Source organism: Muriicola sp. SD30 (assembly GCF_041205185.1).
Lineage (GTDB): Bacteria > Bacteroidota > Bacteroidia > Flavobacteriales > Flavobacteriaceae > Muriicola.
Genome location: NZ_JBGEWB010000004.1, coordinates 67,535 through 92,151 on the forward strand (window position 1 = coordinate 67,535; position 24,617 = coordinate 92,151).

The 24,617-nt window shown below is 42.4% G+C and carries 26 protein-coding genes; 8 read left to right on the plus strand and 18 right to left on the minus strand.

Going from position 1 to position 24,617, the window contains the following annotated elements; genetic code table 11:
* Positions 1 to 56: 56 nt before the first annotated feature.
* Complete coding sequence (locus tag AB8P51_RS12765) at positions 57 to 461, plus strand: DUF2721 domain-containing protein (protein ID WP_369749234.1); 405 nt, start codon at positions 57 to 59, stop codon at positions 459 to 461.
* A 33-nt stretch (positions 462 to 494) separates the two neighbouring features.
* Here the strand turns inward: AB8P51_RS12765 and AB8P51_RS12770 are convergent, their stop codons facing one another.
* The 12 genes from AB8P51_RS12770 to AB8P51_RS12825 all read right to left on the minus strand — a co-directional run bounded on the left by AB8P51_RS12770 (position 495) and on the right by AB8P51_RS12825 (position 11,394).
* Positions 495 to 1,757, minus strand: a complete 1,263-nt coding sequence (locus AB8P51_RS12770; protein ID WP_369749235.1) for a nitrate/nitrite transporter — start codon at positions 1,755 to 1,757, stop codon at positions 495 to 497.
* A gap of 70 nt (positions 1,758 to 1,827) precedes the next feature.
* Entirely contained in the window at positions 1,828 to 2,367 is a 540-nt protein-coding gene (locus AB8P51_RS12775) for a hypothetical protein (protein WP_369749236.1), read from the minus strand.
* Positions 2,368 to 2,421: 54 nt separating this feature from the next.
* Complete coding sequence (locus AB8P51_RS12780) at positions 2,422 to 4,209, minus strand: hypothetical protein (RefSeq protein WP_369749237.1); 1,788 nt, start codon at positions 4,207 to 4,209, stop codon at positions 2,422 to 2,424.
* Positions 4,210 to 4,344: 135 nt separating this feature from the next.
* Positions 4,345 to 5,478: a DUF819 domain-containing protein gene (locus AB8P51_RS12785; RefSeq protein WP_369749238.1), complete on the minus strand. Its 1,134-nt coding sequence runs from the start codon at positions 5,476 to 5,478 to the stop codon at positions 4,345 to 4,347.
* Positions 5,479 to 5,537: 59 nt separating this feature from the next.
* A complete protein-coding gene (locus tag AB8P51_RS12790) occupies positions 5,538 to 6,059 on the minus strand; it encodes a DinB family protein (protein WP_369749239.1) in 522 nt (173 codons plus the stop codon).
* Between the two features lie 87 nt (positions 6,060 to 6,146).
* Complete coding sequence (locus AB8P51_RS12795; RefSeq protein WP_369749240.1) at positions 6,147 to 6,905, minus strand: hypothetical protein; 759 nt, start codon at positions 6,903 to 6,905, stop codon at positions 6,147 to 6,149.
* Positions 6,906 to 6,935: 30 nt separating this feature from the next.
* On the minus strand, positions 6,936 to 7,127 hold the full coding sequence (locus AB8P51_RS12800) for a hypothetical protein (protein WP_369749241.1): 192 nt from the start codon (positions 7,125 to 7,127) through the stop codon (positions 6,936 to 6,938).
* A 10-nt stretch (positions 7,128 to 7,137) separates the two neighbouring features.
* Positions 7,138 to 7,263: a hypothetical protein gene (locus tag AB8P51_RS12805; protein WP_369749242.1), complete on the minus strand. Its 126-nt coding sequence runs from the start codon at positions 7,261 to 7,263 to the stop codon at positions 7,138 to 7,140.
* A 29-nt stretch (positions 7,264 to 7,292) separates the two neighbouring features.
* Positions 7,293 to 7,988, minus strand: coding sequence for a DUF6090 family protein (locus tag AB8P51_RS12810; RefSeq protein WP_369749243.1), 696 nt, complete (start codon positions 7,986 to 7,988; stop codon positions 7,293 to 7,295).
* A 38-nt stretch (positions 7,989 to 8,026) separates the two neighbouring features.
* Entirely contained in the window at positions 8,027 to 8,371 is a 345-nt protein-coding gene (locus tag AB8P51_RS12815) for a putative quinol monooxygenase (protein WP_369749244.1), read from the minus strand.
* 151 nt (positions 8,372 to 8,522) lie between these two features.
* Positions 8,523 to 10,211 carry a hypothetical protein gene (locus tag AB8P51_RS12820; protein WP_369749245.1) on the minus strand — a complete coding sequence of 563 codons (1,689 nt, stop codon included), beginning with the start codon at positions 10,209 to 10,211 and terminating at the stop codon, positions 8,523 to 8,525.
* Between the two features lie 481 nt (positions 10,212 to 10,692).
* Positions 10,693 to 11,394: a hypothetical protein gene (locus AB8P51_RS12825; protein WP_369749246.1), complete on the minus strand. Its 702-nt coding sequence runs from the start codon at positions 11,392 to 11,394 to the stop codon at positions 10,693 to 10,695.
* An 82-nt stretch (positions 11,395 to 11,476) separates the two neighbouring features.
* Between AB8P51_RS12825 and AB8P51_RS12830 the strand changes: the two genes are divergently transcribed.
* Positions 11,477 to 12,538: a hypothetical protein gene (locus AB8P51_RS12830; RefSeq protein ID WP_369749247.1), complete on the plus strand. Its 1,062-nt coding sequence runs from the start codon at positions 11,477 to 11,479 to the stop codon at positions 12,536 to 12,538.
* Positions 12,539 to 12,592: 54 nt separating this feature from the next.
* Here AB8P51_RS12830 and AB8P51_RS12835 read toward each other — a convergent pair whose 3' ends face one another.
* Positions 12,593 to 13,303: an arylesterase gene (locus AB8P51_RS12835; protein ID WP_369749248.1), complete on the minus strand. Its 711-nt coding sequence runs from the start codon at positions 13,301 to 13,303 to the stop codon at positions 12,593 to 12,595.
* Positions 13,304 to 13,361: 58 nt separating this feature from the next.
* On the opposite strand from AB8P51_RS12835, the gene AB8P51_RS12840 reads away from it, so the two are divergent.
* Both AB8P51_RS12840 and AB8P51_RS12845 read left to right on the plus strand, forming a co-directional pair.
* On the plus strand, positions 13,362 to 14,048 hold the full coding sequence (locus AB8P51_RS12840) for an ABC transporter ATP-binding protein (protein ID WP_369749249.1): 687 nt from the start codon (positions 13,362 to 13,364) through the stop codon (positions 14,046 to 14,048).
* Complete coding sequence (locus AB8P51_RS12845) at positions 14,048 to 16,603, plus strand: ABC transporter permease (protein ID WP_369749250.1); 2,556 nt, start codon at positions 14,048 to 14,050, stop codon at positions 16,601 to 16,603. Before AB8P51_RS12840 ends, AB8P51_RS12845 begins: the two co-directional genes overlap by 1 nt.
* A 10-nt stretch (positions 16,604 to 16,613) precedes the next feature.
* Here AB8P51_RS12845 and AB8P51_RS12850 read toward each other — a convergent pair whose 3' ends face one another.
* The 3 genes from AB8P51_RS12850 to AB8P51_RS12860 form a co-directional block, all read right to left on the minus strand.
* The gene (locus AB8P51_RS12850) at positions 16,614 to 17,726 is read right to left on the minus strand and encodes a histidinol-phosphate transaminase (RefSeq protein WP_369749251.1); all 1,113 of its coding nucleotides are present in this window, start codon (positions 17,724 to 17,726) and stop codon (positions 16,614 to 16,616) included.
* A 155-nt stretch (positions 17,727 to 17,881) separates the two neighbouring features.
* Positions 17,882 to 18,172 (minus strand): hypothetical protein, encoded by a 291-nt coding sequence (locus AB8P51_RS12855; RefSeq protein ID WP_369749252.1) that lies wholly within the window; start codon positions 18,170 to 18,172, stop codon positions 17,882 to 17,884.
* Between the two features lie 30 nt (positions 18,173 to 18,202).
* Positions 18,203 to 18,646, minus strand: a complete 444-nt coding sequence (locus AB8P51_RS12860) for a hypothetical protein (RefSeq protein ID WP_369749253.1) — start codon at positions 18,644 to 18,646, stop codon at positions 18,203 to 18,205.
* Positions 18,647 to 18,862: 216 nt separating this feature from the next.
* Between AB8P51_RS12860 and AB8P51_RS12865 the strand changes: the two genes are divergently transcribed.
* The 4 genes from AB8P51_RS12865 to AB8P51_RS12880 are packed head-to-tail and all read left to right on the plus strand — an operon-like array spanning position 18,863 to position 22,365.
* Positions 18,863 to 20,053 carry an Nramp family divalent metal transporter gene (locus AB8P51_RS12865; protein ID WP_369749254.1) on the plus strand — a complete coding sequence of 397 codons (1,191 nt, stop codon included), beginning with the start codon at positions 18,863 to 18,865 and terminating at the stop codon, positions 20,051 to 20,053.
* Positions 20,050 to 20,796, plus strand: a complete 747-nt coding sequence (pxpA, locus tag AB8P51_RS12870) for a 5-oxoprolinase subunit PxpA (protein ID WP_369749255.1) — start codon at positions 20,050 to 20,052, stop codon at positions 20,794 to 20,796. Before AB8P51_RS12865 ends, pxpA begins: the two co-directional genes overlap by 4 nt.
* On the plus strand, positions 20,793 to 21,530 hold the full coding sequence (pxpB, locus tag AB8P51_RS12875) for a 5-oxoprolinase subunit PxpB (RefSeq protein WP_369749256.1): 738 nt from the start codon (positions 20,793 to 20,795) through the stop codon (positions 21,528 to 21,530). The genes pxpA and pxpB overlap by 4 nt, the downstream gene beginning before the upstream one ends.
* Positions 21,523 to 22,365 (plus strand): biotin-dependent carboxyltransferase family protein, encoded by an 843-nt coding sequence (locus AB8P51_RS12880; protein ID WP_369749257.1) that lies wholly within the window; start codon positions 21,523 to 21,525, stop codon positions 22,363 to 22,365. The genes pxpB and AB8P51_RS12880 overlap by 8 nt, the downstream gene beginning before the upstream one ends.
* On the opposite strand, the gene AB8P51_RS12885 is transcribed toward AB8P51_RS12880, so the two are convergent.
* Positions 22,362 to 23,096, minus strand: coding sequence for a nitroreductase family protein (locus tag AB8P51_RS12885; RefSeq protein ID WP_369749258.1), 735 nt, complete (start codon positions 23,094 to 23,096; stop codon positions 22,362 to 22,364). The two genes, AB8P51_RS12880 and AB8P51_RS12885, sit on opposite strands and share 4 nt — an antisense overlap.
* Positions 23,096 to 24,475, minus strand: coding sequence for an aldehyde dehydrogenase (locus tag AB8P51_RS12890; RefSeq protein WP_369749259.1), 1,380 nt, complete (start codon positions 24,473 to 24,475; stop codon positions 23,096 to 23,098). The genes AB8P51_RS12885 and AB8P51_RS12890 overlap by 1 nt, the downstream gene beginning before the upstream one ends.
* Positions 24,476 to 24,617: the final 142 nt, after the last annotated feature.

Genomic DNA, 24,617 nt, shown 5'->3' on the forward strand with positions numbered 1-24,617 from the left:
ATTCGAATGGTTGAAAACCCTATTTTTGCGAAGCAAAGCAGTAAACTGAAATCTCAATGGAACAGCTAACACTCACCACCCCTGCACTTTTATTTTCAGCTATTTCACTTATTATGCTGGCCTATACCAACAGGTTCCTGGCCTATGCAGCCGTTATCAGGAATTTACACGATATCTACCTGGAGAAAAAAGATGATACCCTAATCGACCAGATTCGAAATATCAAATTGAGGCTGAACCTTACCCGCTGGATGCAGATCTTCGGAATTACAAGCTTACTACTGTGTGTTCTTACTATGTTTCTTATCTATATTGAACAACATATTGCGGCCATTTGGATTTTCGGCATTGCCCTGATCCTTCTCATAATTTCCCTGGGATTACTCATCCGGGAGATTCAGATTTCCACTCACGCTCTGGGTCTCCACCTGAAAGACATCGAGAATCATTTAAAAAAGTAGTTGAGAATCGGCAGTGATCAGTTTTCACTCCTATCAAGTTGACTTTTTTCTGTAGAGGAAGAAATAATACCAGGCAGCCACTGCACCTATTAGAGAGAAAATCACAAGCATCCAGAACACCTGCTGATGTCCGGCTACCCCAGGCGACTCGTCGAGCAGATATCCTATGGCAGGCCCGGCAAAGATATCCGGGGTGTATCCTACTAGAGAAATGAGTCCGACAGCCGTTCCTGTCAATACCAGTGGGATTCTACCCCGTTCCATCACGGCAAAATACAAAGAACGGGCGGCATAAACCCCTGTGGCCACAACCAGAATGGAAAGAAAGAAAAGTCCGGTTTCTGAAGGATCTAAGATTCCGCTCGCAAATAACAGAGCACCAAAGAAGGATAAAATAAAACTTATCAGCAACCAGTAGGTGGTTTGTGACCTGTCTGCCACGAATCCAATCAGGACTCCCACCACGGGCCTGATATACAAGAGAAAAGTGCCAACCTGAGCCGACTCAACCTGGTTGTATAACATAACATCCCGTGCATAAAGTGAAAAGACGTCCGTAATTTTATATCCCACATAGGCACATAAAATGATGATCATCAAGAGCCAGACCGAAGGGAGTTTCAGCACTTCTTTTACCTGGGAATAGGTAATACGTTCCAAAATGATGGACCTTTCAATTTTGGTGTCGAGCTTCATAAAAAACCAAACCAGGAGTCCAATCAGCATAACAATTCCAGAAGAAGCAAGGATTACAAACCTGAAAGAGGCCCTGCTATCTTCCAAAGAAACCTCATTAAGTCCGGAAGTCATTGTAAGAGAAAATATAAGTACCCCGAGCGAACTAAAAAGAGCACCAACTAAGCCTCTACCGCCATCGAGAAATCCGAATGCCTTCCCCTGAGAAGTTTCACCTCCCCAGACACGGGTGGCTTTGATCATGGGAGCCCAGAATAAGAAAATGGTAGTAAAACCCCAGTATCCGTAAAGGACGTTCAATACAGTAAATGAAGGGAATGTGGCATAGATTAGTCCACCAAGTGCGGTCATCCAGAGCGCTAGCGCAATGAGTTTTCGAGGTGGATACTTGTCTGCCAGGGGTCCGCCAAAAAGGTATGACAACAGGGCTACGATTCCGTAAACCGAAAAACACAGGCCTAATTCAACATTGGTGAGTTCAAAGGTGTCGAGCACTGTAGGTCTGAAAACCCTTGCCAGGACAAAAGGAAGAATAAAAACAGCTTCTCCTGCGAGGATAAGTAAAGCCAGGAAATACCATGAAGGCCTGTTCGGTTGCATATGGCAAGGAAGATACTATATATCCAAGATATGATTGACGCCTACACCGGAAAAGGTATGTTCAGTTACGCTACTCTTTCCTGAAAATATCGAGGGTTTTGTGATACTCATCGTAGAGGACCAGCTTTTTAGGAGTGAGTTCCATAATCGGGAAGATAATGGGTTTATTAGCCAGGGATCCTTCAGTATCAAGGTTGATGAAGTCACCAGGGATTTCTCTTTCCTCCGGATTTATTTGGTCATCAAGGAGAGTAATCCGTTGCCTGTTCGGACTTAATTGCCAATTCCCTTTTCGTTTGGTCCCTTTCAAGCCATCCTTCAGAGATACAACATCGTAGGAAAAAGATCCGTCGGTATTGAAGGTGAAGTAATATTTCACAGGATTTTTAGCGGTATCCTTCAAGGCTACCAACAGTTGTTCGCCATCTTTAAAACTACCTGTATTTACCCATGTCCCGTAAAGGTCATTGATTCGGATTTCCTGAGATTCAGCCTGTATAAAGCAGAGGCTAAAAAAAGCCAGAAATAACCAGGTTCTACTTTGATTTACAATGGTATTTAGCATAAAAATCACAATAACGATCAGGGTCAACGGGACTATAAAACCCATTAATCACAATTCTATAACGTCCAAAATGATCAATTTATTCCAAATAGGGAATTTTCACAAAGCATCGAGATCGAATTCAAGGGGAGCAGGATCCGGGAGATTCAATTCCCTTATTAACTCCAGAAAACGAGGGTCTTTTTTTAAATCACTGTTATCTGTCATTACCCTTATCCAGGGATACCAGGCATGTCCTTTGGCATTCTCAATCCATTTAAAATAGTTGTCAAAATCACTTAATTCTGCATATAAAATTGCCAGGCAAAGCGAACCGAAAGGCGTTTTTGGCAGCGATTCTATTTCTGCAATTATCTCTTTGGCCTCCTTAATATTCCCCTTCCTGATCAATACGGGTCCATACCCCATATATTTCCAACCTACATTGATTTCACCGGCCCGTCTAAGTGTCTCGATGGCCTGTTCGGTTTTACCCTGGTCAAATAGTATCCTTCCCTCAATAAATAGCGACAATGCATAATCCCTTTCCGTCTGGGCTGCCTTTTCTGTTTCAGCCAGCCCTTCTTCGTAAAGACCAACCCAGCGATACAATTCGCCCAGCCAGGCCGAGTGTAAGGGGGTAAAAGGATCTAGTTCCTCAGCGAGCTTGTGCTCTACAATGGCTTCATTCATCTTTCCGAAAAGTGCCAGATACCAGGCTCTGTGGTAGTGGTTATAGGCCATGTTGGGATTGAGTTCATTGGCCCGTTTAAAAGCGTAGTCAGCCAATTGCCAGTCCCAACCAAAATAGGTGTGGTAATGTGCAAGGGCTGCCCAACCTTCAGCATTTGTTGAGTCGAGCTGTATAGCTCGTTTTGCAGCCGCCTCCGCTTTTGGCAGTACATCCGGAGGTGGCATCAGGCTGTGGCCCAGCATGATGTATGCTTCGGCCAAACCGGAATAGGCGTATGGATCTGCAGGATTTCGTTCAACAGCTTCCTGGAAATAGACCAAACCCTTGTTCCAATCTTGAAACGTAGATTTGCTCAAATAGTGTTTCCCTTTCAGATATAATTCATAGGTCTCCGGATTTACGGGCCTTATGCCTTCACTTATAGGAAGATCTCTAATTTGAAAATCAACTTCCATTTGGGCAGATAGATCCGCTGCCATCTCTGCCAGAAGATGTCTCACCTTGCTCACATCATCTTTGTATTGTTTTTGCCAGACAGCTTCTTTCTGCAGCTCAGTTCTCATATCTACGGAAATACTCAATGTATTCTCATTGCGTTCAATGGAACCCTGAATGAAATAATCTATGGTCCTGAGTTCCCTTACGATCAGCAAATTTGACGGGTTAAAACCGGCAGAAAGTACACTGGAAGATGCCAACTCAATGACACGAAGGGTTTCTACTTTAGACAATTCATCTATCAGGGCATCTGTTAGCCCATTGTTGAAGTAAGCTTCTTCAGTGGTATCGGACTGCATAGAAAAGGGCAGGACGGCAATTTTTTGGACTTCAGTTACTCCACCTTGATTATTCCAGGAAGAACCAGCCCAAAAACTAATACTGATCAATAATAGTACAGCTGCAATGGTGGCCGTTACAATTACCTTATTTAGCCTTCGGTTATTGAGTTCGGCAGTTTCCAGGTCCAGAGGATTCTCATCTGTTTTTTGTATCCCGGAAGGAGTAAGGTCGTAGATCCATGAAAAGGCGATCCAGAATACCAGTCCTATTCCCAAAAGGTAAATCAGAATCTGCATGAAATAATCCGGGGCATTGAAGGCAGGAAAAACTACTGAGGCAATTTGTGCCACTACCCAGGCAACGGCGAGATAGGCGAGGGTTGCTTTAAAGACATTCCTGCGCTGAAGCTCAGATATGAATTTACCAAAATTCATAGGAGTAGTTGGTTACAGGATTTTATCGGGGAGAAAAGCCGATAAAATCACCTAAAAAGATAGTGAATTATTTTTCATTTTAAAAATAACACCTTCATAATTAGTGAGTTGGGTAGAGATTTCAGTTAGCAGGTTCTAAAGTAAATACACCACCATAAAACCCAGATAGGTGCCCACAGCATTGCCCAGAGTACCCACAAGAATTGCCGGCAGTATGAGTTCATTCCTCCCGAAGGATTCGGCGAGGGCAATGGCAGTGGTACCTCCTCCGATGTTGGCCTGACTTACAATAGCGATCATATCCCAATCCCGGTATATCAATCCTCCAATGAATATCAGGAGTGCTCCGTGGATAAAAACAGCTAGGGCTGCGAAGAATAGCAGGCTTATCCCTACCTCTTTTAATTCCACTACGGAACTTAACTCACAATAAGCACCGATAACTGCCAGGAATAAAAAAACCAGATATAACCCCAGTGTATGACTCCCGTGTAATTTGTTCACAAAAGGAAACTGTGCCAGAATAATACCAATCGTTGAGATTGTGAGAATGGAAGGAATTCCTGGCAAGATCGCAGAAACAGCTTCAGAAATGAAATAGGCGGCAATTCCGAGGAAGATAAGCCACATGAGCGAATGCATGGAAAGTTTGTCTTTTTCTTCAGATTCCAGGGTCGTTTTTGAAATCTCAACTTTTTTGTCTTTCCAAAACCCCCTGCAAGCCACGGGAATGGAAAGAGTGACTACAATCCACAAGGTGGTTATTACATTGTCAACCGCGATTGTACCGGCGTAGAGGATTCCCCTCTCCTGAAAGTTGTATTCAAGGGCAATAGCATTGAAGTTTACACTGCCTCCGGTATAGGTTCCTGTGAGCATCCCTGCGATGGTTACCCCATCCTCACCCAGGACACTCTGCGGATCGAGCAGATACCATGCAGCCAGAACTCCCAGGGTGGTGGTCAGGGAGCCCAGTAAAAAGAGTATAATCATCGGTGCACCCGCTTTCTTGATGGAGGTAAGGTTTACCCCCAGCAAAAGATAAAAAATGGAAACAGGGGCCAGGTAGGTAAAGATCGCATCATAAAGCGGAATGGAGTTAGAGGCACTTGGGATAATACCAAGGTTGGCCAGGACTGCGGTAAAAACAATCACGATCAGAGCCGTTCCTAGTTTTTTCCCGAATCTGGTTTTTGCCACATAAGTAGAGGCGATCACCAGTAAGCACAATATACCCAGGACGTAAACAGGATCATGAAGTATACTCATGCCCTAAAGATATCAAAAAGCTAAGGTCGGACTTAGAATTTAATGAAAAGCGTTTCGATTTAAAAAAGTTTATAAGCTGGTGGGGTTATCCCCTGTAGTCGCAAATAGATAGCACATTGCCCTCTATGATGGCCTACGTGCTCATTTGCCTTTTGGATCCATCCGAGTCGGGTTACATTGTAAGGTCCGCGCACTACAACTTCATCAAATTTTGCCGGATCCATATTTTGAATCCCGTTTATAGCAAAATCAAAACTTTCTTCTACGATCCTCCTAACTTCAGATTTAGTGTGAAAGGCCTCTTGTTCTTCGATGTTGATATCGCTGTATATCCGAGCTTCCCCTGTGCCATTAGCGGCGAGACCTATGGTTCCCTGAGCGCCATGAAGCATTTGTGCTGCAAAAGAACGTACACTCTCTGTAGGTTTAAAGTCGAATTTATCCTCAGGCATTGCGTCGATGTATTCCAGAGACATAGCCTTACTTCGCTCAAAGTCGGCCACGAGGCCTTCAATCGTTGTGTTTTGTGCAGTGATGGAGATTGCTGTCATGCAGGTAAACAGGAGTAGAAATTTTTTCATGATCGTTGATTTTTATATAGCATAATAATATACAAATTAATAGTAAGTCCTTAACAGCTAAATTGTTAAGTTTTATCAGAAAGGAAATTATTGATCTTCCAATTCTCGATCAATGTCCTGAAGGAGAGATATAGCCAGATCCAGCGTATTTTGAGCATATCTGGATTGTACCAGGGATGAAATCAGGATAGACTTGGTCAGGTCGAAGACTTGAGGGTCCGATCTGATAGCAGTATAAATGAATTGCCTCGGAATCTGTTCCTGATTCCAGTCTTCAAAAAATTCGATATGTTCTTCAGAATTAAAGAGGGCGTGCTGTATTTTGCGGTAAGCATAGCGCTGATCCATTGGAAATTTATTGAAGTCTGCAGCAAATTGATCAAGAATAGTATAGTATTCAAACAGTTGCTTCACCAGTCTTTTGTTCCGGATAAGGGATAGTCGGCCAGTTGATTGCAATTCTTTCCAGGTGACCTGGGGTCGAATGAGATTTTCGCCATCCGAGCAGTTCCTGAAATCATTGATGAATGAAATAGAATCTTTAATCTTTGCAATCGGATTTTCAAAGAAATACAGGATATTTTGGGCATAAGTTTTTTGATTGAGAAGCGAATCCTTGACACCTGTATAAAATTTGATGTCGTCTGAAATCTCAAATCGCATGGCTTCCAGATATGATTTTTCGAGTTTTAGATTATCCTGATGCACCGCCCAACTGTTGATCTGCAAGGCAATGAGGATTCCTATAACCACCAATAAAATTTCACCCACGGCATACATCAGGTATTTCCTGGCCTGACTCTGTTCCAAAAAAGATTTGCGTAGTCGCCTGAAGATTGAAATCATCAGAAGTGTTCTTTTGTTAATAAAACAGTTTTACCCTGTTTTTCCATCACCGTCTATATCCCTCTGGAGATGACTCTCCAGGGCAACCAGTGTTTTCTTGAGCAGTGTCCGGGTTTTGTCGAGTTCCATTTCTAGGCTGGCTACCCGGTCTTCCACGCTCTCTGCCTTTTTCTTTTGAGCATCTAGCTCATCTTGTTGCAATAAGTCCCAAAATATTCCCATAATTTGTGTATTATTTTTCTTTGTTATCCGATCCGTTATTTTCTTTTTTCATCCTGATGTAGCGGGAAACAAGACGGACGCCCAGCCTCGCAAAAAGAATGATGGCAATCACCATGACAATATCGAATCCACTCATTTTATTCTATTTACGTGTTGTTATCATCTTTATTCCTGTGCTAGTTCCTTGTCGATTAAAACAAGTACACTTTTTGTCCTTTCTATAGCTTTTCGCTTATGGAATGTAGAACTTTTTCGAAGGTTTCCTCTAAAACTCAACATATTTTTAAATTCATTGTCATCCAAAAGAGCGTTGTAATCATTTATATAGCCCTGTTCCTGATTAGATCTTCTGAAGTGTTTCTGATACATCGGCACCACTACTGCCGGCCATAACTGATCTTCCAGACGCCTGGTTTCCTGCATCAGTGTGGGATAGTCAATTTCAAAAAGATTGATAATCTGACTGCGTAAACTATCCGTTTGTATAAGTTCAAGTCCAGTTGATTTAAGGGTTTCAAAAGCAGATGCACTCAGGACCACATCAGGAGCATAGTCAGCGAATTCAAATAAATAAGGAAGGGAATCATGAAAAGGCTTTCTATTTTCTAAATGCTCCATTAATTGATCTATAATGGCAGCACCTTCAATCTGACGTTCAATATCACTCTCTAAATTCTCTATGTTAATGAGAAGGTTTGTTTTGAGCTCTGTAAGTAATTTTATTTCCCGCTGATGGTTTTTTCGTTCCTCATTCCATGTATTGATCTGTAAGGCAATGAGGATACCTAAGACTACAAGTAGAATTTCACCTATAGCATATTTAAAATACCTGGCTGTTTTTCCTTGAATAATCAAGTTCATACGTAATCTTCGAAAGAATTTAAACACAGGATTAGGTTTTACAGCCCTTGATAGTGAGAATAAACCTCAGGCTTAAAGACTTCTACGGCCCCTACAAGGGCGTCTGAGGCATCGCCATAGATTTCAGGGGTAAACTCCGATAAGGCAAGGACCTGACTAAATAACGGCCCTAAATTGGCTACATGAGCAAGTACTGCATCAGAATTGATATAGGTTTCCCTAACCTTGCATTCACTTCCGTCTCTACTAAAATACCAGTCGTATTGAAGCGTTCCGGTATCCTTTTCCTTTACACTGGCCATACACGCCTGGGCAAGCTCTTTAAATTCTTCTTCCTTGCCGGGATGAATTTTAAATTTTGCAGTAACCTGGATGTTCGACATATCTTTTTGGTTTAATGGGTTGATTAGCACAAAAGATACGTATAATCCACGATGTAATCCGGAATGGAATAGGAAAAGTTTTAGGAATGGAATACATGCTTAAGGGCACAAGCATTGAATTAAATTAAAAGTTTAAGTAAATTACTATAACTTATTCTTTTACATTAATTAACACTGCTTCACATCTGGAGAGATCTGAATTCAGGATAATGTTCTCCGAATCATTACCGTCGATAATTTCTATGGAGACGGTGTTAGGAGGGAATCTACCGAGGTTATGTGCATAGAGAAAGAGATCGTTAGGCTGGGAGGGGTCGAGTTTAAGCTCGAATCCTTTCTTCTGATAGGTAAGATGATATTCTGAAACAATGGGATAGCCATTGAGATAGATAGAGACAATATCCCCATCCTGGCGGCCGTGGTCCCACAAGTTGATCTGTACAATTTTATTGTCGACTTCCAGTTCTTTCACATAGGTGATAGACCGGCCGTCAAAATCGGTCCTTTTCTCCACCTTCTTTTCTTCAACAACTTCTTCAATGACCTGAGGTGCAGGATCAAGGCTTTCTTCAACTTCTTTTTCTTTCTCGATTATAGCTACTTCCTCCTTCACCACAACTTCTGTTTCTTGGGGTTCTACTTCCACAGGGGGAGTTATAACTACTTCGGGCTCTTTGGTTACCTCAGCCTCTTCTATTATTTCGGGCGTGGGCTCCTCTTCAGCTACAACAATTTCTTCAGCCGGGGGTGGGATATTCGGGTCTCTTTTTTCAATAGTGAAAAAGGGCGTCGCAAACTTGGCCGTATGAAACTTGTCTGCAGGGAATAGTTCAATACCCATCACCCGGTAATTGGTTCCTGCAGGTAGCGTCTTATTGAGTTTAATCCCTTCAACTAGAGAATTGTTTTTAAAAATACCCAGATCTTCAATCACCGTGTTATTCCTGAGTAAATAAAATTTTATGGTTTTTTCAGGAGGAAGGTTTTCTGTGGTCCACTCGATGGACACTTCGTCGGGTATGGTCCAGACGGTACCTTTAGCAGGATGGGTAATCTCAAGCCCTGAGCGCCAGTGCTTCCTTTCCCTCAACTGTACTTCATTGAGTTCGGTAATAGTTTGTGTAAACCTGGTATAAGGCTCCACCAGAGCCAATCCGCTTACGACTTCCTCCAGGAGTGTATAAAAAGCTTTTACTTCGTTCAGCGCGTTGGTAAGTGGGATCTGATCGGTATATTTTTTCCGGATACTCTTAAATCGGTCCGCAATCTTTTTGCTGGTTTTCTTATCAATGACAGCATTGTCGGCCTTACCGCTCTCATCGAGTAAATTTTTAGCCGTCTTGATCTTCAAATAGCCAAATCGGCTTTGAAGGAAGCCAATGGCATCTCCATACGCTACTGAACTTTCTGCTTTTAGGGATTCGGCAACTTTAAAAGCCTTGTCGTATTCCAATATCGCCTGCCTTATGCTAACCTCAGCTAACTTCCTGCTGGTTTGCTGAGGAGAGGTCGTGGCCATGTTTAACAAATCGAGCAGCTGCTCTACGGGAATACTGGTCACTCCTTCATCGTAAATACCCTGCAGGTATTCTGCGCCGAGCCAGGGGGATTGCAATAATAAATAGTTTTTATCTAATTGCCCGAGGGCCTCAACAGGGCCCACCTGGTCTAAAATCGTCTGATATTCATCGGCTGTCCAGGGGAGGGGATCGTCAGAGATAATTTTTTTACTTACCTCTATGGGATTATCCGTCAGCAAAACATCCAAAGATGCCCTCACAGACTGGGAAAAACCTGTGAAAACTAACAATAAAATCAGGAAGTAATTCTTTAGACTCATATCAGAATGACCTTATTCCTATGTGGGGAATATCCACTAGTAAAACTATTACAAGTAGAAAAAATTGTAATGTGAGTAATGAATTTGTTTTCAGGAAGTTATAAACGACAGAATATTCTTACAAATAGATTATCTTTTCTGTGAATATCTGACTTTTAAGCTAAATAATGTCGGAAGAATCAGGACAAAACCAGATCAGGGATTGTAATTCAGAACCTTGTTTCTCAGAGTTTTATCATCAGGATGTAGAACGCCCAAATAAAGCAAAAGGTAAAAAAGCCATAGACCAAATAAGAAATAGTAGTGCGTTTGTTCATGTGATCTGGTATTCCTCCCAAGAAAGGATTTTTCCTTTAAACGATAAATTCTATCCTTTAAACGGAGCAATAATCTCGTTGTAAGGCCTTTATATCGACGAACAACATCATCGGGCTCCTTCACACAAAACAATGACTAGAGATAAAAAAGGATCAGGAAAGGATTAACGGTTCATTTTAAATCCGTCTAATTTGATGTCATCAAGACCGTAATCGTCAAAGGGATACTCCAGTTGATCCTGAATATTATACAGGGAAATAAGGATAAATTCGGTTAGAATCACTACAAAGTAGGTGACTGAAGGAGTATTTTCTGTTGCCAGATCCCTGATTATTGTAGGCGCATAAATCAGTGGAAAGATATAAATAAAGACCAGGCAATAGGCTTTCAGGCTAATGGGTGTTCGGTGTGTATTGATGGCATGCAGGTTTTCCAGGGATTCATGGAGGTCATTCATAAAACGGAATATCCTGTCCTTAAGGCGCCCGCCAATAATCTCAGACTTACTAATGACAAAAGACTGTACTTTGTCAGTAATCATATCCAGTGTCTCAGTGGATTCTTTATTATTCTTTAGGTGTTCCATAGACATATCGCTGATCTCCACGAGTATATCGGAGATCTCCTTTTTGTCTTCCTCCGTAAGGTTGTTAGACGAATTGGCAAAGTAGTACATGGTTTTTAGAGCCGCCCGGAACTGACTAAGATGTTCAAGTGCCTTTTCTCGCCGTCTGAAGGAGCCCCGGATGGTAAAAACCAGGGGAAAAACGATGGCGATACTCAACAGGGTAAGGTCGAGGTGAAATCTTATATTAAAAGTAAAACAAAGGAAGACCGTAAGCACTGAAATGATCAGAGCTATCAAAGTTCTTCGATTAATTGATGACAGGTATAGTTTAATTGTTGGAAATTTAGTAATTTATAGTGCTAAAGCTAACCACAAAGTTGTGAAAAACCAAACAATACTTCTATTCCTTGCATTGTGCATGCTGGGACCCGTAAACTTCTATTCTCAGTCCGCTGAACCTGCGGAAGAAAAAAAGAAGACCACAAAGTTATTCCGTTCACAGGAAACGCTTCCTCTTAAACTCCGATTCTCTAATAAACAGATGAAGAAAGAGACGAATGACAGCACCTACCTCTTTTCCAAACTTCTTTTTATGGATAACGACCAATGGGATTCTATTGATGTCAGGATCCGGGCAAGAGGGAATTACCGTAGGGCACACTGCTACTTCCCTCCCTTGAAGGTGAAGATCAAAAAGGCTATAGCCAAAGAGACGGTTTTTAAAGGAAACAAAGAACTAAAGCTGGTAATGCCCTGTGTACAGTCGACGAAATCCCTCGACAATATTGTTAAAGAGTATATGGCCTATAAAATGTATGAGGTTATTTCCCCCTTCCATTTTAAAACCAGGATGGTTTCCATTGAATATACAGAGCTAAAGGGTAAAAAGGATAAAGTTCATATAGTAAAGGGCTTTCTTATTGAGGACATTGATAAGGTTGCCAAACGGGAAGATGCAAAAAAAATGAAACGGATCGTGCATCCTATGGAGCAGGACGATATGGCCTCGGCGCAGAATGATTTCTTCCAGTTTATGATAGGCAATACAGATTATTCTACGGCCTACCAGCACAATCAAAAACTGATCTTCACCTCAGATTACAGAACAATTCCTTTGCCTTACGATTTTGATATGTCAGGATTGGTAGATGCCAGCTATGCGGTTGTGTCTCAGGTGCAGGGGGAAGTGCTGAGCATAGAAAGCGTTACCGACCGCCTTTATCGAGGTTTTAAGCGAGACGATGCCGTATTCCAGGAAGTGAGAAAACAGTACCTCGACAAGAAGTCGGAAATATTTCAGGCCATGGATGAAGTCAAACCTCATTTTGATAACGAAAAGGAATTTATGATTGCCCGTAACTTCGTTGAAGACTTTTATGAAATCCTCGAAAACGACAATCAATTTGAGATGCAGATTATAAGAAAAGCCCGATTAAAATAATTTGATTAATAGTTTAATTAAACTACCATATATTATTATTAATAAGGGTGTTATCTATTTTAAAATAGGCCTTAAAATTTCCCAGACATTTTCAGCAACAATTCGCTGGCCTTCTATGGTAGGATGTATCCCGTCGGCCTGGTTAAGTTGGGGAATACCCGCTACGTCTTCCAGTAAGAATGGAATAAGATAAGCATCGTTTTTATCAGCAAGATCAGGAAATAGTTGCCTGAATTCTGAAGTGTACTCCGGACCCATATTTGGCGGAATCTGCATTCCGGCAAGAACGATTTTTACATTTGGATTGTTCTCTTTTACCGTATCAATTATAGACTGCAGGTTCTCCCGGGTCTCGGACAACGGTATTCCTCTCAGCCCATCATTTGCACCTAATTCAAGTATAAAAACATCGATTTTGTCCCTCATCAACCATCCTATCCGGCTTTCTCCGCTTGCAGTCGTTTCCCCACTGATTCCCGCGTTGATAACATAATACTCCAGATTCAGGGAATCTAACTTTTGTTGGATGAGAGCGGGAAATGCCTGTTCGGGTTCAAGGCCCATCCCCGCCGTTAGGCTGTTGCCAAAGAAAACAATTGATTTCCCGGAGCTGAGAACACCCTCTTCAGCTGAATTTTTTGAGGATTGTTCTGTTTCTGTGACCTCTTTGTCATTTTTCTTTTCGGTTTCCCCACAGCCAAGAAAAAACAGAAAGGGGAGAAGATAACAAAACTTTAACGTCGTTCGAATAACCGATTGAATCATAATAGAAATCATTTTTATAATTTCCCGCCCAGTTCCGAAAATCGAAAAATCCTGGGAAATGCCAAAGATATTAAACGTTAGTCAACTCAAAAAGTCTTATGAAAGTGGTTCGGGAAAACTTACTGTCCTTGACGACATTACATTTTCCTTGGAAAGTGGAGAAACTTTTGCGATTGTAGGGCCATCAGGAAGCGGTAAAACTACTTTACTGGGCTTGTGTGCTGGTTTAGATCAACCCGATTCAGGGAGTATTGAACTCTGCGGAGTTGAGATCAACAAACTGAATGAAGATGAACGTGCGAGGTTAAGGAATCAGAAAGTCGGATTTATTTTTCAGGATTTTCAACTTCTTCCAACGCTCACTGCCCTTGAAAACGTGGCGGTTCCGCTAGAATTGCAAGGGAAAAAGAATGCAGCAGCAAAAGCACGAGTGCTGTTGGAGAAAGTGGGACTTTCAGAACGTATCCATCATTTTCCATCACAGTTGTCGGGGGGAGAACAGCAGCGCGTTGCTCTGGCCCGAGCCTTTTCCAATACACCTGACATTCTCTTTGCTGATGAGCCTACCGGGGAGTTAGATGAAGAAACGGGCAGGAAAATCATTCAATTGTTATTTGAGCTCAACAATGAAGCAGGCACAACTCTGGTGATAATAACCCATGATATGGACCTGGCACGAATGACGCAGCGAATTCTCCGACTCAAAGGAGGAAAAATTAGTACAGACGAAAAGCTAATAGCATAGTGAACCTTCAAAAACAACCATCCGGTAATCCAGGTGTTTCCTGGCTTTTTCTTATGGCCTGGCGCGATCTGCGTTCCAATGCAGGAAAGCTATTTCTTTTTATGTCGTCTATTGTTATAGGGATTGCAGCCCTTGTCGCAATTCAATCTTTCGGGAATAATCTTACGGACAGTATTGATAGTCAGTCAAAAGCCCTCATGGGCGCAGACTATGTTATCGACAGTAATCAGGAACCCAATGAGGTGGTTGTACAAATTATGGATTCGTTGGGAGGTGCAGATAGTCGTGAGATCAATTTTGCCTCCATGGCCGTCTTTCCTTCGAAAAATTCAAATAAACTGGTGCAGATACTTGGTGTGGAAGGCGGTTTTCCATTTTATGGGGAGCTGGAAACAGATCCGCCTTCGGCTGCAAATTCCTTTCAGGAAAGTGGTGGTGCCCTGGTAGACGCTACTGTCATGCTACAATATGGACTGGTCCCAGGTGATAGTATTAAAGTTGGAAGTATCAGTTTACCAATAGAAGGAGCACTGAATGCCGTTCCGGGCCGATCAGCCCTCAGCAGCAGTGTTGCCCCGGCCGTTTATATTCCCTATGAAAAAATCCTGGAAACTGGTTTGCTGCAGAGGGGAAGCAGGGTGGAGTATAAATATTATTTTATCGCTGAAAAGAATCAGGATCTGGAAGTTCTCTATGAGGCCATTGACCCCCGACTAGACGCTGAAGGTGCCGATCTGGATACCCACCTGGATGAAAGCAGACGACTGGGAAGACGGTACAATAATTTTGGTAAATTTCTCAACATTGTTGCTTTTATTGCTCTACTCCTGGGTTGTGTTGGTATTGCAAGCGCCATCCACGTATATATAAGGGGGAAGCTTCGTTCTATTGCAGTACTGAAATGTATGGGCGCCAGCCGAAGACAAACCTTCAAGATTTTTCTTATTCAGGTTGCAGGATTAGGGGCTTTAGGGGGTATCTTGGGCACTGTAAGTGGTGTTGCATTACAGATGTCGGCTCCCTTCCTGTTGAAGGATTACCTACCCGTAGATGTAGAAATCACCCTTTCTTATCCTGCTGTTTTTCTCGGACTCACCCTTGGCGTTCTGATGTCAGTAGCCTTTGCCCTTCTCCCTTTGTTAAAAACATGGTATGTGTCACCTTTATCGGTTCTAAGGGTTCAGGAAGGTGAGGATGTCAGGACAGGCAAGGCACAACTCCTTGTGCTTGGAATCATATTCCTGTTTTTAGTGATTTTTGCTCTAAATATCCTTGATAATTGGCGCTATGCGATATTTTTTATTGTAGGTCTTCTGATTTCGTTCGCCCTGCTTTACGGCATGGCTCGCCTATTGATTTGGGCCATAAAAAGATATTTTCCCGATCATCTTGGATTTTGTTTACGCCAGAGTCTTCTCAATCTTTTCAGGCCGCAAAACCAAACATCTATTCTATTATTATCAATCGGGGTAGGGGCCTTTTTAATAAGCACCTTGTTTTTTTCAAAAGATATCCTCCTCTCCAAGGTTGCCCTGGGAGATAATGAAAACAGTCCGAATATTATCCTCCTTGATGTGCAAAGCGATCAGGTTGAGGAAGTCAATAATACTATCACCAACAAGGGAGTTCCGGTACTAAACAATATTCCCATCATCACCATGCGTGTTGAAGATATTAATGGCAGATCGGTCAATGAGATCAGGAATGACACTACTTCTAATATTGGCAGGTGGGTCCTTAACCATGAGTTCAGGGTAACATACAGGGACTCCCTTATTGCATCAGAAACTATTAGATCGGGCGCCTGGGTAGGAGACGCCGGTGAATCTGAAGTGATTCCTATTTCAGTAGCCGAAAATTTTGCCAATGATGCCAGGGTTGAAGTAGGAGACAGAGTAAGCTTTAATGTGCAAGGGGTACTGCTCGAAACGGAAATTGCAAGTATTCGGGAAGTCGACTGGGGTAGGATTCAGCTAAATTTTTCTGTGCTTTTTCCTGGGGGTGTTTTAGAAGATGCTCCAAAGTTCCATGTGGTTTCCACGCGGACTTCAGACGATTTGCAATCGGCAGAACTACAGCGAAGCCTGGTAAGTCTATATCCTAATATATCAATAATCGACCTGCGGCAGATCCTTTCGCTGCTGGAGGGTATACTTGAAAAGATCGGTCTTGTCATAAATTTTATGGCATTTCTCAGTATTCTAACAGGAATAATTGTTCTGATCGGGGCAGTACGTACCAGCAAGTATCAGCGGATTAAGGAAAGTGTTTTGCTCAGAACGCTGGGTGCTCAGAACCTTCAATTGCTTAAAATCTCCTTTTACGAATATGCTTTTTTGGGGATATTGGGAAGTCTAACAGGGATTTTATTATCCCTCGTTGGAAGCTTTTTTCTTGCCCAACTTGTCTTTGAAGAACCTTTTATCCCTTCAGGGGAACCCTTTTATATACTTTTACCCCTTCTTACCATTCTGGTCATAGCCATAGGATTACTCAACAGTCGTAGTGTTCTTAACACGCCACCATTGGAGGTGCTTCGATCAGAAAGCAGATAAATATATTTTATCAGACCATCACTTTTCGCAGGGCTGTTCCAAACGCCTTTACTTCATCCATAGTTCCGGTGCTGATGCGTGCCCATTCTGTAAGCGGAGGGAATGGCCGGCCAATTTGAATATCGTGCTGGCCCATTTTTCCGATTAACTCCTGAATAGGCATTCCTGTTTTAAAAAATACAAAGTTCGTATGGGAGGGGATATAGCTAAGGCCAAGGTCGTCCAGCGTAGAATAGATATGCGCTTTTGCCTCTGTGTTCATCTTCAAACTGAATTTATAGAATTCATCATCCCGAAGGGCTTCACGTGCCGCTTCAATGGCGAGGACATTGGTATTGGCCATAACGGTCTTTTTTAATCTGTCGGCTATGTCTGGTCGGGCAATCAGATATCCTATACGCAAACCTGCGAGTCCATAAACTTTGGAAAAGGTTTTGGATACGATCACATTCCTATCTTGTTTTACGAGTTCAACCATAGAGGGGTAATCGGGCTCCATAATAAAGTCGTAGTATGCCTCATCACTGAAGATCACCGCCTTGTCATCGTTTGAAAGACAGAAGTCGCGAAGCTTATTTTTCTCGATAAGGGTGCCTGTAGGGTTGTTAGGATTGCAGAGAAATATCAGTCGAGTCTTACTGGTAATCCGCTTCGCCATTGCTTCCAGGTCGTGTTCTAATTTATCATTAAGTGGTACCCGGTGTACATACGCTCCAAAATATTCAGCATATCGCAAAAGGGATTGAAAAGTAGGGTCCGCTGCGATTACTTCTCCATTGTGCAAACCATACAGGAGTCCGGTTGCTTTCAGTCCCTCAGTTGAACCACCCGTAACAACAATACAGTCTTTAGAAACCCCTTCTTTGTCTGCTATTTCCTGAACGAGTTTTCTGAGATATTCAAAAGGGTATCGGCAGGCAATGTCGAAACTGTTCTTTATAACCGTCCTTACATTTTCCGAAGGCCCATAAGGATTTTCATTCGAACTCAGTTTTATTGGTAAGGCCAGTGGTCGTGATGGGAATGTCGATTCAAGGGCAGCAACACTTAGCCCTCCCATCAACGTAAAGCCTGAGGTTAACCCCATAGTTTTTAACCACTGTCGTCTGTCTAGATTTTTCATATCCGGGAATTTGCAGAAGAAGATACAAATTTTCCCAGCAGATTGATTCGCTTACATTAAAAAAATGATGTACAGCAAAGCCCGGGTTAAGAAGACTTAATTGTCTTCACTATAAAAATGAATATGTGGAAATTTGGGGAGTATGCCCGGAGGTATTAATAAAGTGTATTTGATATAAAAATGGCAATTATAAGCAAGACCATTGCTGTGTTAACTACAAAGGCAATAATTTTCTTTTCATCTATAGGCTCATTTCGCCCTTTATAGAGAATAATAACTCCAACAATTCCCAATAAGCCGGATAGTACTACGGGCAATCCAAACAGAAAACGAGAAATAACCGGATTTGTATTTATCATAACTGCCAGCGCAGCCACAGTTAACAAAACCAGGATGAGTTTGCTTAGGTTATACGACTTTAGGGTGTACTTGCTTTCGTGTTGCATAGTCTTTGTTTTCAGTTTGCCCCTGAATAATTAAATGACTTTGACATTGACCTTGAGGCCTTCTATGATTCCTACAATACTCTCAACCGTCTCCTGCAGATAATGCTGGATTACCACATGGGGAATTCTGATAGTTGTAAAACCATTTTTAAAGGAGTGCATGGTTTCTTCAAGATTGTTCATCGCCTGTTCATGTGTAAGCATCTGGTACTCGGTGTCAATCTGAATGTTGAGTTTCACTCTGGAAATTGCGATATCGACGGACTTCTTGCCATCCCACCATTCGAGCATAGGATAGACGCCAACTTCTTTTAAAGCGTAGTAAAGTTTTATGGCGGCAAGGGGGGTGTTGTTCGACTTAATTAGTCTGTCAATTCTGGTTTTATGCTTTCCACATAGTTCAACACCGTAAATTTCCATGGAGCTTTTATGGTCGAGATAGCTCAGTTCTTTGTTACATTCTAAACAGGTCATGCAGGTAGGTCAAAAATGATTTGGGTTTATTATAACCTGAAGAATTGAGGTTTATTTTGAGTTATCGATAAACGGCATCCGGATTTTAGACGAACTGCATTTTTTTAGACGAACTGCACTTTTTTTAACATTTGATTTTCTTTTTTAGGGAGTGTTTCCATCTCAAATTGGGTTAAGTTTTAACTTTAATGTACATTTCACTCTAATATTTTTTTTGTGTTTAAGAAAATTGGTCCCGGATTTCTCATTGCGGCAGCTTTTGTAGGCCCGGGAACTATTACGGCCTGTACCCTTGCCGGGGTAGGGTTTGGTTTTGCCCTCTTATGGGCTATGGTACTTTCCATTGCCACCACCGTAGTGTTTCAGGAGATGGCAGCAAGGGTGGGTATCCTTACAAAAAAAGGTCTGGCAGCAAGTATCAGAGAAGAATTAAAACGACCATGGATACGTGTCTCAGTTCTGGGAATAATTTTATCAGCTATTGTTGTTGGAAATGCGGCTTATGAAGCGGGAAATATAGGAGGCGCAGTTCTTGGTTTGGAAGCACTGCTGGGTAGCGAGCCCTCGCCCTGGTATTCCTGGCTGATCGGTGGCTGTGCATTTGTATTGCTGTATGCCGGTTCATATAAAATGCTGGAAAAGATATTTGTCGGTCTTGTCATGATGATGAGTATTTCATTTATTCTGGCGGCTATTCTGACCCGTCCTGATATATCCGCTATTCTGTCCGGACTCTTTGTTCCCTCTTTACCAGAGGGCAGCCTGCTGACGGTAGTGGCGTTGATTGGGACAACCGTTGTACCTTATAATTTATTTTTACACGCATCTCTGGTTAGTGAGAAGTGGAATTCAATAGATGATATAAAAGCCATCAGGTGGGATACCATCCTTTCCATAGGTCTAGGAGGATTGATTTCAATCGCGATTGTGATAGCTGCCGCGGCTAGTCAGCTCACCGAAGTAAGCAGCGGACTCGATCTGGCCAAAGGGCTGGAGCCCCTCTATGGTACATCCTCAAAATACTTTTTGGGGGTAGGCTTGTTCGCTGCGGGAATCACCTCCGCGATCACTGCGCCTCTGGCTGCGGCTTATGTTACCGCAAGTTGCTTTAATTGGAATAGCAGCTTTAATTCCTGGCGCTTTCGAGCCGTATGGGCATCTGTATTATTGGCTGGGGTCTCTTTCCAGTCCTTCAATCTGAAGCCTATCGAGATCATTAAATTTGCACAGGTGGCCAACGGATTATTGCTGCCTGTAATATGTATCTTCCTCTTATGGATAGTCAATAAGAGATCACTTATGGGCAATTACAAGAACAGAATCTGGCAGAATATTCTTGGGCTGATCTTTCTGTTACTGATAATTTCCCTTGGCGTAAAGAGTATATGGTCAGTAATAAGTTCATGATGGAGAAATGGGAAATCGATATCAACTGTGATGTAGGGGAGGGGCTTGGAAACGAGGCAAAACTTTTTCCATATATATCTTCCTGCAACCTGGCCTGCGGGGCTCATGCAGGGAATGATGAGACGATGATGGATGTTATCAAACTGGCCCTAGCCCATCATGTACACATAGGGGCACATCCTTCGTACCCTGACAGGGAAAATTTTGGTCGTAAAAGCATTGAGATGAGCCCGGAGGCTTTTAAGGATAGTATCCTTTCTCAGATCGCAAAACTGGATACAATGCTCACTGAACACAATGTATCCCTCAGTCATATTAAAGCACATGGAGCTCTTTACAACGACCTGGCAAAAGATCGGCATTTAGCAAAACGGTATCTTGAAATTCTCCATCCCTACAAAAAACGTACTTCCCTCTTCGTACCTTATGGCTCTGTCCTTGCCGAAGAGGCTGAAAGATTAAACTTTCACCGCACCTATGAGGCTTTTGGAGATCGAAACTACAATGACGACCTCAGTCTAGTTTCGCGAACTTCAGAACTTGCCCTCTTGACAGATCCGAGAGTAGTTTTCGAACACCTTATATTAATGATTAGAAAGTCAACCGTTAAAACAATTACCGGACGTCTTATTCCTATTGTAGCAAATACCTATTGTATTCATGGAGATACTAGCAGTGCATATGAAATATTAATGTATCTTTCCGAGGAATTTCCTAAGCACAATATTCATTTAAAGAAATGAATTCCTACCCCATCCATATTAAACCTTTTGGCGATAAGGCGATTCTGGTTGAATGGCCAAAAGAGATCGAAAGAAGCATACTCGATGACATTATTATTTTCAAAGATTTTCTTCGAACTGAGGGTTATGATCCGGGCCAATGGGAACTCGTAGCTGCATACAATTCTCTGGCTCTAATAAATAATAAAACCAAAATCGATTTTAAAGAATTGTCTGCCGATCTGCAAAAGTTATACCCTTTGAGAAAAGAAGGAGTAAAGCAAAAATCCAGGCTATGGAAGTTACCTGTTTTCTATGACAAGGAATTCGGAATAGATCTTGACGAGGTGAGTGAGCAGACAGGGAAAACAATTGAAGAGGTCATCAGCTTGCATACTTCGGCAACCTATACGGTTTATGGAATTGGTTTTTTACCCGGCTTTCTTTATCTGGGGGGCGTACCGGCAGAATTGGAGTTGCCCAGAAGGGCTGCACCCAGACTACATGTAAAAAAGGGTTCGGTAGGCCTTGCCAGGAAACAGACCGGAGTGTACCCGCAGGATTGCCCGGGAGGATGGAACATCATAGGGAATTGCCCTGTTCCAATTTTTGACGCGGAAAAGAAAGATCCTTGCTTAATCAGAGTAGGGGATAGGGTACAATTCTATTCAATACCAAGAGCTCAATTCGATTTGCATACCATACAGGCTGAAGTAGGGCTCGACTTACTAACTAAAGAATCAAATAGTGCTTAAGGTTAAAAAAAGCGGATTTTTTACTACCATTCAGGATAATGGGAGGTATGGATTTCGGCATTTGGGAGTTCCCGTTTCCGGGGCTATGGATCAGGCGGCTGCCAAACTGGCCAATGCCATGCTTGAGAATGAAGAAGACACAGCCGTGCTTGAAATTACCATGTCCGGACCCGTATTAGAGTTTACAAAAGACACATGGGCCTCCATAACAGGGGCTAATATTTCCCCCCAATTGAATGAAGTAGATATTGACAATCACAGTGTCTTTAAGATAGCTGCGGGAGATAATCTCGCATTTGGAAGGCATATAAACGGACTTCGTGCCTATGTAGCTGTCAAAGGTGGATTTAATACAGCGGAAGTACTTAACAGCAGGTCATTTTATATTCCCCTTACTGAAAAAGATCACCTTTTGGCCGGGATGGAAATCCCCTATGAGGAAACCACGAGTTTTGAACCCAAGATCACGAGTGTTATCCCTGAGGAGATTGATAGGGTTCTTACCTTGGAGGCAAGTAGAGCTCCTGAATTTGATCTGTTGTCAGCCGAGCAACGTGAGCTTCTTTTCAGTCGGCCTTTTACCATCGCCAAAGAGAACAACCGAATGGCATATCAACTCCAGGAAGAAATAGGAGAACATCAGTATGGCATGTTAACTTCGGCCACCTTACCCGGCACTGTGCAATTAACTCCCGGGGGTAAATTGATTATCCTCATGCGTGATGGACAGACAACTGGTGGATATCCACGTGTGCTGCAACTCTCAGAAAAATCGTCCAATCACCTCGCTCAAAGGACTTTTGGAGATACCGTGCATTTTAAACTTACCTCTTAAACTGCCTTATAGACCTCTTCAAAGGGCACTCTGAATCTGGGTCCGTAGATTCCTTTTTCATCCCTTATCCCGCAACCTATAGTCATAGTGATTTCGGCTCCCATCGGCAAATTCAGGATCTTTTTAATTCTGGCAGTATCACTGCCTTCCATAGGGCAGGTATCGTATCCTATGGCAGCCATCGAAATCATAAAATTCTGAGCAGCAAGACCGGCACTCTTGTGTGCGACGATTCTTAAATCTGATCTCCTGACTTGCCGGTAAACGGGCCTGAAAAGACCAATTACCCAAAAAAATACATATCGAATCCATCCCAATAATCCCAGAAACTCTGCATAGATCGATGGAATAAGTTTTGTGTAGTAACCCAATGCAAACTTTTCCCTTCTGCTGTACGCATCTCTTGGTTTGTCGCCAATATTTTTCAAAAGAAAATCCTTGTTTGATCGTGCCCGTTTTCTCCATAAATCCCTTCTGGCAACAACTACTACCATTTGCTTGGCCGTTTTAGCTGCGTTCTGTCCAAGACAAGCCTCTACCAATTCCTTGAGGACTTCGGTATCAGTTACGTGATAGAATTCCCATAGTTGCAGATTGCTGCTTGTAGGGGCGAGAACTGCATTTTGGATGCACTTTCGCACTTTTTCGGGATCGATTTCTTTTTCTTCGTCATACACCCTTACTGACCTTCGGTATTGAATAGCCTCGGTCACGGTCTTTTCTGTATTCATTAAAATATATGTTTCATTTTTTTAATCAGATTCATCGGTATGTTGTAAGGAGGATATTTGAACCGGAAATCGAGCCATGTACCCCTTTTTACTACAGCTTTTTGATGTGAAAAAGTATTGAACGACCTTTTCCCGTGATAGGACCCTAATCCACTCTTTCCGACCCCCCCAAAAGGAAGGTTTTTATTTGATATTTGCAATAGGGTGTCATTGATCGTACCCCCGCCAAAACTGAATTCCCTCACAAACTTCTTTTGAAATGATTTACGCCTCGAGAAAAGATAGGCCGCTAATGGTTTCCCACCGGCATGAATCCATGCTTCCAATTCACTTTCATTCTGATAGGAGATAATGGGCAGTATTGGGCCAAAGATCTCCTCCTGCATAATTTTACTCCCCTTGGATGGCTCATCAACCAGGGTAGGGGAAATAAATCGGTCTGCGCAATTATGTGCTCCCCCAAAAAGGATTTTTTCATTGCTCAATAAGCCTTTGAGTCGTTCAAAGTGAGCTGGTGAAATAATCCTGGCCAGGTCTTTTGATTCTTCAGGATTTTCTCCAAAGAATGACTTGATACTTTTAATGAGTTCCTCCAGCAGTTGCTCTTTCATCTGTGTGTGAACCAGGATATAATCCGGTGCGATGCAGGTCTGGCCGGCGTTTAGAAACTTTCCCCAGACAATTCGTCTGGCCGCCTGAGCCGGAACAGCAGTCTCATCAACAACGCAAGGACTTTTCCCTCCCAGCTCAAGGGTAACCGGAGTAAGTTGGCTGGCAGCACTTTCATATACAATTTTTCCTACCCTTGTACTACCTGTAAAGAAGATATAATCCCATTTTTCTTTCAGCAAACTCTTGGCCACTTCAGCATCACCCTGACAAACCAATACGTGTTCCGGTTCAAAAACAGCACTTACGAGCTTTTGAATAACTGAACTCGTTTTAGGAGTGAGTTCGGAAGGCTTCAGGACAGCCGTATTTCCTGCTGCAACCGCGGAAATTAAAGGCAATAAGGTCAACTGAAACGGATAGTTCCAGGGGGAAATAATTAGGACATTCCCATAAGGTTCATTGTATATCCAGTCGGAAGAAGGGAAGTTTAGGATGGAGGAGGGGACTCTCTCCGGTTTTACCCATAATTCCAGGTGTTTTATGATCATCCTGAGTTCAGCCAGGACAAACTGGGTCTCCGCGATTAAGGTCTCAAACTTTGGTTTTTTAAAATCTGCGTAGAGGGCTTCACATATAGCATCTTCCTGTCGTACTATTTCGGCCTGTAACTTTTTCAGCAGCCCTTTACGAAATCGAACATCCCGGGTCTGCCCTGTATTAAAATACCTGTGCTGTGCCTCAACTTGTTGAGAAATTGAATTTTGCATGCCCAAAAATAGGTAATTTTTTAGCCTAAAAAGTATCAAATCTCACTCTTTTCCCCTTCCTGTGTACATAGTGAATATGATAATTAAAACCGTATTATATTATTGATTTTCAATATGTTAACTCTAATCAATGGACATTGAA